The organism is Fulvivirga ulvae, assembly GCF_021389975.1.
GTDB classification, from domain to species: domain Bacteria; phylum Bacteroidota; class Bacteroidia; order Cytophagales; family Cyclobacteriaceae; genus Fulvivirga; species Fulvivirga ulvae.
The window spans coordinates 6,003,848-6,017,395 of sequence record NZ_CP089981.1; the positions used below are offsets into that span (position 1 = coordinate 6,003,848).

Annotated in this window: 12 protein-coding genes; 9 read left to right on the top strand and 3 right to left on the bottom strand. The window is 43.0% G+C overall.

Annotated features, from left to right (window positions below; genetic code table 11):
- Positions 1–50 precede the first annotated feature (50 nt).
- The 5 genes from LVD17_RS25140 (at position 51) to LVD17_RS25160 (ending at position 4,605) form a co-directional block, all read left to right on the top strand.
- Positions 51–857 carry a helix-turn-helix domain-containing protein gene (locus tag LVD17_RS25140; RefSeq protein ID WP_233762564.1) on the top strand — a complete coding sequence of 269 codons (807 nt, stop codon included), beginning with the start codon at positions 51–53 and terminating at the stop codon, positions 855–857.
- Between the two features lie 65 nt (positions 858–922).
- Positions 923–1,288 carry a VOC family protein gene (locus LVD17_RS25145; protein WP_233762565.1) on the top strand — a complete coding sequence of 122 codons (366 nt, stop codon included), beginning with the start codon at positions 923–925 and terminating at the stop codon, positions 1,286–1,288.
- A gap of 489 nt (positions 1,289–1,777) precedes the next feature.
- Entirely contained in the window at positions 1,778–3,166 is a 1,389-nt protein-coding gene (locus LVD17_RS25150; RefSeq protein WP_233762567.1) for a vWA domain-containing protein, read from the top strand.
- 112 nt (positions 3,167–3,278) lie between these two features.
- Entirely contained in the window at positions 3,279–4,235 is a 957-nt protein-coding gene (locus LVD17_RS25155; protein ID WP_370688779.1) for a transketolase family protein, read from the top strand.
- A 1-nt stretch (position 4,236) separates the two neighbouring features.
- The gene (locus tag LVD17_RS25160; protein WP_233762569.1) at positions 4,237–4,605 is read left to right on the top strand and encodes a methylglyoxal synthase; all 369 of its coding nucleotides are present in this window, start codon (positions 4,237–4,239) and stop codon (positions 4,603–4,605) included.
- Here LVD17_RS25160 and LVD17_RS25165 read toward each other — a convergent pair.
- Positions 4,602–5,327, bottom strand: coding sequence for an NUDIX hydrolase (locus tag LVD17_RS25165; protein WP_233762571.1), 726 nt, complete (start codon positions 5,325–5,327; stop codon positions 4,602–4,604). The two genes, LVD17_RS25160 and LVD17_RS25165, sit on opposite strands and share 4 nt — an antisense overlap.
- A gap of 63 nt (positions 5,328–5,390) precedes the next feature.
- Here LVD17_RS25165 and pfkA point away from each other — a divergent pair, with 63 nt between their 5' ends.
- Genes pfkA through LVD17_RS25185 form a run of 4 tightly spaced genes read left to right on the top strand, consistent with a single transcriptional unit; the run spans position 5,391 to position 9,971 of the window.
- On the top strand, positions 5,391–6,365 hold the full coding sequence (gene pfkA, locus LVD17_RS25170; RefSeq protein ID WP_233762573.1) for a 6-phosphofructokinase: 975 nt from the start codon (positions 5,391–5,393) through the stop codon (positions 6,363–6,365).
- On the top strand, positions 6,362–7,219 hold the full coding sequence (locus LVD17_RS25175; RefSeq protein WP_233762575.1) for a hypothetical protein: 858 nt from the start codon (positions 6,362–6,364) through the stop codon (positions 7,217–7,219). Before pfkA ends, LVD17_RS25175 begins: the two co-directional genes overlap by 4 nt.
- Entirely contained in the window at positions 7,216–8,193 is a 978-nt protein-coding gene (locus tag LVD17_RS25180; protein ID WP_233762576.1) for an ROK family protein, read from the top strand. Before LVD17_RS25175 ends, LVD17_RS25180 begins: the two co-directional genes overlap by 4 nt.
- Positions 8,190–9,971, top strand: coding sequence for a glycoside hydrolase family 15 protein (locus LVD17_RS25185; protein ID WP_233762578.1), 1,782 nt, complete (start codon positions 8,190–8,192; stop codon positions 9,969–9,971). Before LVD17_RS25180 ends, LVD17_RS25185 begins: the two co-directional genes overlap by 4 nt.
- On the opposite strand, the gene LVD17_RS25190 is transcribed toward LVD17_RS25185, so the two are convergent.
- A complete protein-coding gene (locus LVD17_RS25190; RefSeq protein ID WP_233762581.1) occupies positions 9,958–12,159 on the bottom strand; it encodes a bifunctional alpha,alpha-trehalose-phosphate synthase (UDP-forming)/trehalose-phosphatase in 2,202 nt (733 codons plus the stop codon). The two genes, LVD17_RS25185 and LVD17_RS25190, sit on opposite strands and share 14 nt — an antisense overlap.
- 186 nt (positions 12,160–12,345) lie before the next feature.
- On the bottom strand, positions 12,346–13,350 hold the full coding sequence (locus LVD17_RS25195) for a homocysteine S-methyltransferase family protein (RefSeq protein WP_233762583.1): 1,005 nt from the start codon (positions 13,348–13,350) through the stop codon (positions 12,346–12,348).
- Between the last annotated feature and the right edge of the window lie 198 nt (positions 13,351–13,548).

The following is a 13,548-nucleotide window of genomic DNA, read 5'->3' on the forward strand; positions in this document are numbered from 1 at the left end:
GGTGACCAGGATCCTTTTTTTATTGTTTTTTTCTTAAATTCATGGTGGCTATGAACTATGAGATTATTCCGCCACCGACAAGATTATCCCCTTTCATTCGCTTTTACTGGATATTGGAAAGCAATGAACCTTATTTACACCGCGGCCTGGCAGATGGTTGTGCCGAAATGATCTTTCACTACGACGGCATTTTTGATGAGCTGGGCGATAATAACCTGAGAGAAAAATCATTTTCATCCGGTCTGCATGGCCCCACAAGAAAAGTAAGACGGTTTATTATTGATAGAGGGTTTGGAATCTTTGGAGTTTATATTTATCCGTTTGCAATACAAAGACTTTTCTCTTTACCCACCATTGCAGTAAGCAACGAAATGCCTGATTTAAAGACTCTGTTAGGTACGACCGGCGACAGGCTGGAGGAGCAAATTATGATGGCTTCCAACAACTATGAAAGAGCAAATATTCTATCAACATTTTTTGAGCATCAGCTAACCAAAACCCGGCAGGTACCTGCTAATATTTCAGTTGCCGTTCACCAGATGCTCAACAGCAAAGGAATTGTAGACATTCCTGCACTGGCGGAATATTGCTGCCTGTCTTTGCGCCAGTTTGAAAGAAAATTTAAAGAATACTCAGGTTTTAGTCCCAAATTATACTCACGGATAATCAGGTTCCAGACAGCCGCAGCCCAATACGGCAACTATGGGAAAAGCCTGACGGAGATCGCTTATCAATGTGGTTATTATGACCAATCACATTTTATCAATGACTTCAAGGAGTTTTCCGGTTTCAACCCTTCAACCTACTTTTCCGGTGAAGCAGAAGGGACAGCATGGCGGGATAGTGAAATGTCGTAATTTTCCAATTCGAAACACTATGGATACCCAATCTTTGTGAAATCAATCATCAAAAGAAATAACTTATGAAAATACCGGAGAATTATTTACCGATTATGCCCTACCTCATACTAAAAGGGGCAGACAAATTCGCTGATTTTATGAAAACTGTTTTTGGTGCCCAGGATCAGCTTGTTGTACCAGGTGAACGGGGTATTATGCATGGTGAACTGAGAATAGGTGACGCCGTAGTTATGTATGCAGAAGCTGGTGATGAGTTCACCACTTCACCGTCAGGCATGTTCATCTACGTTGAAAATGTAGACTCAGTATTTGCAAAAGCCCTCCGGCACGGTGCAACAAAACTTCAGAAAGTTGAAAAAAGGGACTATGGCTATGGCGGCGGGTTTCAGGATCCGTTCGGCAACCAGTGGTGGGTTAATGAGAGTTGAGATATGAGATGTTAGTAGTGAGTATTCAGTCTCAATACTCACGACTTAAGACTCTCTATTAAATAAGAAAACTGTTTTTGGGACCCAGGATCAGCTTGTAGAACCAGGTGAACGGGGTATTACGCATGGCGAACTGAAAATAGGTGACGCTATAGTTATGTATACCAATACTGGCGATGAATTCACTATTTCACCGTCCGGCAGTTCGTCTACGTTGAAAATGTAGACTCAGTATTTGCAAAAGCCCTCCGGCACGATGCCACAAAACTTCAGGAAGTTGAAAAAAGGGACTATGGCTATGGCGGCGGGTTTCAAGACTCCTTCGGCAACCAGTGCGGTAATGAGAATTGAGATATGAGATGTTAGTAGTGAGTATTCAGTCTCAATACTCACGACTAAAGACTCTCTACTAAAATAGTGTTTTTTATTCTAGCCAGATGTGAATAAATTTATTCACTGACACGTTCTTGTTCTAAAACAGAAAGGCCATTGATAAAAAAGGCACTACATATCGTCCTCCTTCTGCTTTTACTGGCAAACCCAGGCTATACCCAGGAAGTTCAGCAGCAGCTGCCTGACAAAACCCGGATATTGTTTTTGCTTGATGGCTCAGGGAGTATGCTAGCCGGCTGGGGCGAAACTAACAGAATAACAGCAGCCAAAGAGCTGCTCGGAGACTTGGTGGACTCGCTGAAAGCCAATCCAAAGCTTGAACTGGCCCTTCGGGTATATGGCCATCTTTATCGCCGGTCAAGCCAGAACTGTAAGGATACCAGGCTTGAAGTAGGTTTCGGCAAGAACAATCATAATCAGATCATTAATGAGCTTAAAACCATAGAGCCGAAAGGCACCACTCCTATTGCATATTCATTAGAGCAGGCGGCAAATGATTTTCCGTCAACGGCAGGCTACAGAAACATTGTGATCATCATAACGGATGGCATCGAGTCGTGCGACGGTGATCCCTGTGCGGTATCTCTGGCCTTGCAAAAGAGAGGTATTTTCCTGAAGCCGTTTATTATAGGTATCGGTATGGGGCAGGACTTCAGAGAGCAGTTCAAGTGTATCGGTGAATATTACGATGCAAAAGATATCAGTTCATTCCAAAAAGCACTGGCCAAAGCAGTAAGCACCAGTCTTGATAAAACTACAGCTAGCATTGAGTTGCTAGATGTTAACAAAAGGCCCAGGGAGACCAATGTCAATGTTTCATTTATCAACAACTTTACCAAAGAGCCTGCCTTCGACTTTGTACATTACCGTGACCCTCAGGGGCGGCCTGATTCCGTGCAGCTTGACCCTGTTTTGACATACGACGTGGTGGTAAATACTCTGCCACCGGTAATTGAACGAAATGTAAATTTAATACCAGGAAAACATAACGTAATCACCATCTCCTCTCCCCAGGGAAAACTTTCTATCAAGCAAAAATCCGCATCAACTTATCAAAATGGTGTAAGGGCTATAATCAGGGAAAGAGGCAAAACAGCTATTGTTAATATTCACGATATCAATACCCAGCAGCAATACCTTGTGGGTAAATATGATGTGGAAGTGCTGACTACTCCCCGCAGGCATTTCAGGAATGTGGAAATTACGCAGGACCAGACTACCACACTTACACTACCTGACCCAGGACTGCTAAACCTTTACAATAACGCTCCCGGATATGGTAGCATATACGAAATAGACGAATCGGGCAGACAGGAATGGGTCTACGACCTCGCTCACGACCAGTCAAGAATTAGCCTTGCCTTGCAACCCGGAACCTATAAAATTGTATTCAGAGTAGACAAAGCACCGGGCAGTAAATATACTGCCATCAAAACATTAACCATAGAATCCGGAAGGTCGGCAGTAGTCAAACTCTTTAACTGACCCTTACTTTAAAGCCCTCAAGTAATTACAAAACATTTTTACTGATTTTAAAAGTAAACTCTTAAATTTGGGCTTCGAAAAAATTGATCACTTTATTAAATCATACCTAGCAGTGGCTAAATTTACATTTTCAGAAAAAAAAGATACGCGTTCAGGCTTTGGAGACGGCTTATTGGAGGTCGGCAAAAAAAATGACAAAGTTGTTGGCCTTTGTGCAGACCTTATCGGGTCATTAAAAATGGGTGACTTCAAAAAAGAGTTTCCCGAAAGGTTCTTTCAGGTAGGCATTGCAGAAGCTAACATGATCGGATTGGCGGCAGGTATGACTATTGGCGGCAAAATCCCTTTTACAGGTACCTTTGCCAACTTTTCGACCGGAAGGGTTTATGATCAAATCAGGCAATCGGTAGCCTATTCAGGCAAAAATGTTAAAATATGTGCTTCCCATGCCGGGTTAACCCTCGGAGAAGATGGCGCCACTCACCAGATACTGGAAGATGTAGGTATGATGAAAATGCTACCTCACATGACAGTGATTGTACCTTGTGACTACAATCAAACCAAAGCGGCTACAATAGCCATTGCCGAACATGAAGGCCCTGTTTACCTGAGATTCGGAAGACCGAAATGGCCTGTTTTTACTCCAGCAGATGAAAAATTTGAAATAGGTAAAGCCATAAAGATGGTTGAAGGTTCAGATGTTACCATCTTTGCCAACGGTCATATGGTTTGGCAGGCTATTCTGGCAGAAGAAATACTGGCAGAAAAAGGTATCAGCGCTGAGATCATTAACATCCACACTATTAAGCCCCTTGATACACAGGCAATTCTTGATTCAGTGAAGAAAACTGGTTGTGCTGTTACTGCCGAGGAGCATCAGATCAATGGCGGTTTGGGAGAAAGTGTAGCCTCTACCTTAACTGCCAACTATCCTGCGCCTGTTGAAATGGTGGCTGTTAAGGATTCATTCGGAGAAAGCGGAACCCCTGAAGAGTTACTGGACAAATACGGACTTGGCCCTAACGACATTGTTGAGGCTGCTCTTAAGGTCATTTCAAGAAAAAAATAATATGCGCATTGCGATAATAGCACATGACGGAAAAAAGCCTGAAATGGTGGCTTTTTTACTCAAAAACAAAGATAAACTGAAACAAGTTGAGCTATTTGCCACCGGTACCACCGGTGGCCATGTAGCCAATGCCGGATTGAAAGTAACCAAACTCTTATCAGGTCCGATAGGTGGTGATGCTCAGATTGCAGCCATGGCAGCGACCAATGAGCTGGATATGGTTATTTTTTTTAGGGACCCGCTAGGCAAACATCCGCACGAACCAGATGTACAAATGTTGCTTAGAATTTGCGATGTGCATAACATTCCATTGGCTACCAACCCGGCAACCGCCGAACTGATGATTGAAGGCTCGTCACGAATAGACTAAAACCAAAATTTATCTTTGATCCGCATGTATCGCTTGCGGTCAAATTCATAATACTGAGCAGGCTTGTGTGGAACACCCTGCTCTTTTTCATTAAGAGGCTTGAGCAATTTGGCCGTCAGGAATTTTTTCCTGAAATTTCTCTTATCAATATTGTGGTTCAATACAGCCTCATAAAGCTTCTGTAACTGGCGCAGGGTAAACTTTTCAGGCAAAAGTTCAAATCCTATCAATGGATCGTATTTCAGGTTGAGCCTAAGCTGTTCCAATGCTTTATTAACAATCATATTGTGGTCAAAAGCCAGTTCTCCCAGGTTATATACCGGCTCCCACCGTACATCCCGGGCAAAAGAAGCCGCTTTAGGGGAGAAATTCTGAAGATTAACCAGAGAGTAATAGGCTATGGTAATTACTCTGGCAGCGGGCTCTTCCCTTACATTTCTTAGCCATTGAACATCTCTAAGATCCTTTATCCTGTCCGGATCGCCAAAAGCCTGCAGCTGTTTCAAATAAATGTCAGACAATCCCGTTAATTCATAGAGCACCCGGCTGGCCGAATCATCAAGGGTTTCGTCATCAAGTATTAAATCTCCCGGCAAAGCTGAAACACCTCCACGCTGCTCACGTTCTATAATAAGCACGTTGAGACAGGTTCCGTCAAAACCGAATATAACACAGTCTACAGATACGTGCGGGTTAAAGTTATTTGCTGTTTTCCTTGTCAATTTCCTATTGCCTAAGTGTATCTTTTACACTAACTTTGATTTGTCAAATATAAAAAAATATTAATGAGCACTGAAATAAAAAAAATTGCGGTCTTTACTTCCGGTGGAGATGCTCCCGGAATGAACGCGGCCATCCGGGCCGTAGTAAGAGCCAGTATTTACTACGACAAAGAAGTTTTCGCAGTATATAGAGGCTATGAAGGTATGATCGATAATGATATCGTTCCCTTAGATGCCCGGTCAGTAGGTAACATAATCCAACGCGGCGGAACCATCCTGAAATCTGCGCGAAGTAAAGAATTCAGGACCCCTGAAGGCCGTAAGCAGGCCTATGACAACCTCCGCGCCCGAGGCATTGATGCTTTGGTAGGTATAGGCGGAGACGGTACGTTTACCGGGCTTCACAAGTTCTACGAAGAGTTCAACATGCCTGTAATCTGTATTCCCGGCACTATCGACAATGACCTTCCTGGTACGGATTATACTATAGGATACGATACTGCCACCAATACTGCGGTAGAAGCCATTGACAAGATCCGTGACACAGCCCTGTCTCACAACAGACTCTTTTTTATAGAGGTTATGGGACGGGATTCCGGTTATATTGCCATCAACAGTGGTATTGCCGGAGGAGCAATAGCTGCAATCATCCCAGAAGAGAAAATGACCACTGATGAACTGATAGCTATGCTGGATAAAAGTGACAAACGCTCAAGTCTGGTAATAGTCGCCGAGGGAGGAAAAAGTGGAAGTGCAATTGAAATAGCTAAACAAGTCAATGAAAAATTTAGTTATTATGATACAAAAGTAACTATATTAGGTCACTTACAGCGGGGAGGTTCACCATCCTATTTTGACAGGGTGTTGGCCAGCAAGATGGGTATAGCTGCTATTGAAGGGTTGATCCAGGGCAAAACTGATGTCATGGTAGGCGTTCGTGACAAGACCATGGTATACAATGATTTTAAAACCACCATGAATAAGGATCGTGAGATTGAACCCGAATTATTAAGAATAGCTAAAATCTTGTCTATATGATATTAATTGGCATAAGCGGCTCCACAAAATGCGACTGGCGGCTTGTAGAGGACGCTAAAATCTTAAAACAGGTAAGCACGGATGGCATTAACCCCTTCTTCCATAGTGAGGAAAAGGTTGCTGAAACCATCAAATCTGCAGGAGAACTTGCCAGCCACTTCGATGATATTGAAGTAGTGTTTATTTATAGCGCAGGCTGTGGCAGCAAAAGCCTGCAGTCTATCGTTAAAAGAGCCCTATCCAAGGTAATCCCCAAGGCCCATCATTATGTAAATCATGACATAGTAGCCTCTGCCCTGGCCACATACGAAGGCGTACCGAACATATCGTGTATCTTAGGCACAGGTTCAAATTCATGCTATTTTGATGGTGATATTGTAAGGCAGGAAACTCCGGCGCTTGATTACATTCTCGGAGATCAGGGAGGCGGCAGCTATTATGGTAAAAAACTGCTGAATGCCTATCTCTACAAACAGCTACCGCCACACCTTCACGATGCTTTCTCAGAAAAGTACAACCTCACCAAGGATGAAATACTTGAGAATGTATACATGAGGCCCTATGCCAATGTATACCTGGCTTCATTCATGAAATTTATTGAAGAGTACAAAGAAGATGAATACTTCCAAAACGTGCTCCATGAGGGTATGAGCGAATTTATGGATCTTTATGTTGTCCCTTTCAGCAAACACCAAACGATCAAGACTCATTTTACCGGTGCTATTTCATACATCTTCCAGGACATACTCAAGCCTGTTGCAGAAGAGAAAGGCATCCTGGTAGGGAAGATCATAAAAGAACCTATCAATGACCTGGTACAATATCACATTAAAAAACATTATCAAAAATCATGAAGGAAGTAACAGTCGGCATTGATATAGGTGGTACAAACACTAAATTCGGCATCGTTGACAGCGCTGGCACTGTGCTTTACCAAAGCAAACTGCCTACCCAAAAACACGCTGATTTCAAAGATTATATCCAGGAACTGGACAGCGCCATAAAACACGGAGTGGAACAAACCCCTGGTGACCTTCAAATCACTGGTATTGGAGTGGGTGCTCCAAATGCAAACTTTTACCGCGGCACTATTGAGCATGCTCCCAACCTGGTATGGAAAGGCATAATCCCCATTGTAGAAATCATGCAGGAGGATTTTAATGTGCCGGTGATCATTACCAATGATGCCAATGCAGCAGCCATGGGTGAAATGATCTATGGTAACGCTAAAAATATGAAAGACTTTATCGTCATCACATTGGGTACAGGCCTGGGTTCGGGCATTGTGGCCAATGGCGAACTTATCTATGGATATGACGGTTTTGCAGCAGAACTAGGCCATGTAACCGTGAACCCTAACGGCAGAAACTGTGGATGCGGCAGGGTCGGTTGCCTTGAAACCTATGTATCCGCTACAGGAATAAAAAGGACAGTATATAAATTGCTCGCAGACCATATTGAAGAAAGCGAACTGCGAGGCATCAGCTTTCATGACTTGTCTACCAAAATGATTACAGAAGCAGCAGAACGCGGAGACTCCGTGGCTAAAGCTGCTTTTGAGTATACCGGAAAGATTCTGGGCTCCAAACTGGCTGACAGTGTAGCCCATACCAACCCGGAGGCCATATTCATTTTCGGAGGCTTGTCCCTGGCCGGTGATTTGATCTTTGCCCCTACCCGTAAACACCTTGAAGCCAACCTCATGCCTATTTACAAAAACAAAGTAAAAGTATTACCTTCAGGACTTCAAAATCAGAGTGCTCCTATTTTAGGTGCCAGTAGCCTGGTGGTAGACCATTTAAACAAGAAATCTTCAGTTAATATATGACAAAACATACGTATGACTATGGCTTGATCGGTAACTGCTCCTATCAGGCGCATATTCACAAAAACACCAATATTGAATGGATGTGCTGGCCGCGTTTTGACAGCAGTTTTATCTTTGGAAAAATGCTGGATATCGACAAGGGTGGGGAATTTTCAATATTGCCTGATGGGGAAATAAAGGAAAGTAAACAATATTACCTGGAAAACACTAATATCCTCTGCACCGAGATCGCCTCAGAAGAGGGACGATACAGGGTAACAGATTTTGCTCCCCGTTTTCACCAATTCGACAGGTACTTTAAACCCCTGATGCTGATCAGAAAAGTTGAGCCTATTGAAGGTAGGCCGAGAGTAAAAGTTGCCTGCCACCCGGTAGGCGACTATGGAAACCTCAAGCCTACCCAATATGAAGCTAGTAACCACATTGAATACCTGGGTCTGGACAAAGAGGTAAGGTTAACCACTAACTTTTCCCTGTCATATATAGTTCAGAACAACTATATCGTACTCAACGAAACCAAGTACCTGGCACTTACCTATGGTGCTCCTTTGGAAGCACCGTTAGTCAGTACTTGTGAAACCTTCCTTGACCGTACCAAGAGGTACTGGAGAGGATGGGTGAAAAACCTTAGTGTAAGTAATTTTCATCAGGCAGATATCAACAGGTCTGCATTGGTACTGAAAATACACCAATACGAAGACACCGGTGCCATAATAGCAGCAGGTACCACAAGCTTACCTGAAGCCCCCGGTAGTGGAAGGAACTGGGACTACCGCTATTGCTGGATGCGGGATGCTTATTACACACTTACTGCTTTCAACAATATTGGTCACTTCGAAGAACTGGAGAGATATTTCAACTATATCGTCAATATATCAGTTAAATCGAGAGAGCGGTTTCAGCCTCTTTATGGAATTACCGGTGAGGAAATGCTTACAGAGCGAACTTTGGATCTTAAAGGTTATCTCGGTAATCAGCCCGTAAGAATAGGCAACCAGGCTTTTACTCACGTACAAAACGACGTATACGGACAAATTTTGGCCGCCCTGCTCCCATTGTACGTAGATCGTCGTTTCATCAATCTGGAGCGCTCGGATTCATTGCACCTGGTGTATGACATCCTCAAACAGATAGACCAGCTTATGCACGAGCCTGATGCCGGTCTTTGGGAGTTCAGAACGTTGAGCCAGTACCATTGCTATACCTACCTTTTCCACTGGACTGGAGCAAAAGCTGCCTATAAAATAGGTAAAATGTTTGGTGATGAGCGAATAACCCAATTGGCTGAAAAGCTTATTGCGGAGGCCTCGGAAAAGATTGAAGCATGTTTTGATGCAACAAGAGGTGTATATACACAGGCTATCGGTTCTAAAAACCTGGACGCCAGCAATCTGCAACTGATTATGATGGGTTACCTGGAAAATGGCTCCGAAGCTACACAAAAGCACCTTAGAGCCCTTGAAGTAGAGCTAAAATCCAATGAAGGACTATTTTACCGCTATAAACATGCAGATGATTTTGGAGAGCCTGAAACGACGTTTCTTATCTGTGCCTTTTGGCATGTGGAAGCATTAACCTGCGCAGGACGTATCGATGAAGCGATAAAAGCATTTGAAAACTTACTGACTTATAGCAACCATCTAGGATTATTAAGTGAAGATGTTGATGCTAAGACAGGCAGCCAGTGGGGTAATTTCCCCCAGGCTTACAGTCATGTAGGTTTAGTAAATGCTGCTTACAGAATAAGCAGAAAGCTGGACAGGCCTAACTTTTTATAGGAGCTTTAGTCTGCGCGATCATTTTTTCAAGCAAGTCTCTGACTGCAAGATGGTCGCGCACGCTAAACCTGGCACCGGAACGCAAGTCGCCAACCTTAATGGTATAAGCATGTTTAGGCATGGCTTTAAAGGTGTCTTCATCGGTCCAGTCATCTCCGATAGCCATAATAAAATCGGCCTTACTCTTTTCAATCCACCTGGCACTTGCTTTTCCCTTGTTTACTTCAAGATTTTTGATCTCCACTACTTTATTTCCTTCCAATACCTGAAGGTTCATGTTTACAGAAAGGTACTTCAGATGGCTGATGATTTCCCTTGCCCTGAGTTCGCCAAGGCCCGTTTCAACCTTACGGTAATGCCATACCAGCGAATAGTCCTTCTCTTCAATGAAAGAGCGCGGTGTTTTATCACAATACATTTCCAGTATTGGCCTGATCTCCTCTTTCCAGGAACCATCCAGCGTGTCAATGGTTTTCCAGTCTCCTCCTTTCATACGTATCCATACACCATGTTCACCAACAAACTCTACATCAAAATGTCCGAGCCAGTTTTGAAGTGTATTTTTGTCCCGTCCACTGATCATGATCACCTGAGTATTTTCCATGGCAGTCAAATCACTGATAATATCCAGCAACTGTTGGTCCGGTTTCGCTTTCTGAGGGTCACTGTTAAAAGGAACAAGTGTGCCGTCATAATCCAGAAAAAGTAACCTTTCCTTACTCTCCTCAAAGTCCTGCAGCAGCTTTGCTCTCATAGCTGGATCCATCACTTTGGTAGCCATCTTTTTTTGCTTGTCTTTTACCACGGTTAACCTGTCGAGGAATAGCTTCACCCAATGATGGATACTAAATTTTCTTAAAGTGTCCTGCATATAGTTCATATGCGTTTCCTGCTCTTCTTCGGGCATGGTAAGAGCTTGATATATGGCATCCACTACCTGGTGCTTATCATTAGGGTTTACTATAATCGCCTCCGAAAGTTCTTTGGAAGCCCCGGCCATCTCACTCAGGATCAGCACTCCATGTTTATCTAATTTACTGGCAATAAATTCTTTACAAACCAGGTTCATTCCATCGCGCATCGGGGTCACCAATGCCACATCTGCCATTCTGTAGAAGGCTGAAAGATCCTCCAACGGGAATGATCTGTAAAAGTAATGGATTGGAGTCCAGTTCATCGAACCGTATTTTCCATTGATTCTCCCCACCAAAAGGTCAACTTCCTCCTTCAGGTGTTTATATTTTTCAACGTTGTCCCTTGATGGCACTACAATCATCAACAGGGAGACCTTGCCCTGATACTCGGGATGTTTGCTAAGGAATATATCAAAAATCTGCAGGCGGGCAGGTATTCCTTTGGAGTAATCCAACCTATCAATGGAAAGCATTAACTTCTGATCTCCCAGTGATGTCCTGAACTTAACTTCACGGCTCAGGGTAGCAGGGGACGCCGCAGAAGCTGCATACTTGTCGTAATCAATACCTATTGGAAAAGAATCCACAACAATGGTCCTTCTGTCGCGCATGATTTGGCCATGGTGATTACCTATGAAATTGATCCTGCTTACAGAACTAAGAAAGTGCCGCATGTCATCATAAGTATGGAAACCAATGAGATCAGAGCCCAGCACTCCGTCGAGCAGCTCTCTTCTCCAGGGAAGCAGGCGGAATACCTCAAAGGATGGAAAAGGAATGTGAAGAAAGAATCCGATACTGGCATCAGGGAGCTTTTGCCGGATCATATCAGGCAAGAGCATCAGCTGGTAATCATGAACCCATATTGTATCATCAGGATTTGCTACTGCAACAACTTCATCACAGAACTTTTGATTTACTTTCTGATATTCAAGCCAATAAGATTTTTTATATAAAGCATACTGATTAAAATAATGGAATGTTGGCCATAATGTTTCATTACTAAAGCCTTCATAATAAAGCTTTATTTCATCTTCGGTTAAAAAGACAGGCCACATGTTTTCATCCTTGAGCCGGGCTGTTGCCTCATTTTTGTTATCCTCGTCCTGAAAATACAGACCGGGCCATCCAACCCATACATTATCACCTTCCTTGTAAATCGAACCCAGACCTGTAGCCAGACCGCCTTCACTCGGCTTGTATTGTAATTCTCCTTTATTGTCTTTTTGTACTTTAACCGGAAGTCTGTTTGAAACTATTATTGTTCTTGCCATGTCATGAATATACCAAATGAATTTGTAATGAGAAAAGAGTTAAAGCCAAACTATCTTCAATTTAACAGGCAAACCATCCGTTGGTTTACCATTTTATATGGTTTGCACTAAACTCGCAAACGTTTACAATGAGCATGGGGAAACTCAGGGTATTTATAAAAAAACAAAAAGTGTGCTTATGCTTTTTTAGTCAGCCTCAAGTTCTGCTACACTTCTTGGTGAATATTTAGCTGCCATTTCCGCAATAGCCCTGATATGATCAGGCGTAGTGCCACAACAACCACCAATAATATTAATTAGTCCTTCTTTCAAGAACACTTCTATCTGCGAGGCCATTGCCTCCGGAGTTTCATCATATTCTCCAAACTCATTAGGCAAGCCTGCATTCGGGTGAGCGCTTACAAAGAAATGAGAATCCTTTGCAAGAACTTGTAAATATGGTCTGAGGTCTTTTGCTCCCAAGGCACAGTTCAGGCCTATACTGAGCAATGGCATATGCTCCAAAGAAATAAGAAAAGCCTGTGTGGTCTGGCCAGAAAGAGTTCTGCCACTGGCATCCGTAATGGTACCTGATACCATCACGGGTATCTCTTTTCCAGTCTCATCAAAAAGCGCTGATATGCCAAAAAGTGCTGCTTTGGCATTTAGCGTGTCAAAAACTGTTTCAACCAGCAGCATGTCTACGCCACCATCAATAAGCGCTTTCGCCTGCTCCTTATATGCTTGTGCAAGTTCATCAAAGCTCACCCCACGAAATCCAGGGTTATTAACGTCTGGCGATATTGATGCTGTTTTATTTGTTGGGCCAATGGAACCGGCAACAAATCTTGGCTTATCAGGCTCTGTTGCAGTAAATTCATCAGCAACTTCACGTGCTATCCTGGCCGATTGATAGTTGATTTCGTAAACAGCGTCCTCCAAATGATAGTCAGCCTGGGCTATGGTGGTACTGCTAAAAGTGTTGGTTTCTGCAATATCAGCACCAGCCTGAAAATACTTTCTATGAATATCTTTTATTATGTCAGGTCTGGTGATTGAAAGGAGATCATTATTACCTTTAAGAAGGTGGTCATGATCTTTGAATTTTTTACCACGAAAATCATCTTCTGTTAATGTATGACGCTGGATCATGGTACCCATGGCACCGTCCAGAACTAATATTCGCTTTGAAAGTATTTCCTGTATTGTCATTTTACCCTTACTGAAAGTTTAACACTCAAAACCAATGGCAACCCTGGTTTCCTCATAATTTCCAAAATACAGATTATCAAACGTAACCCTCATTTTCATTACACCCACCGCATCTATCTCCTCAACCGATATCAATTCTATCAGGAACCTCAGAGATAAATACCTTTGCAGGCCTATACGGTATATCAACAAATAAAT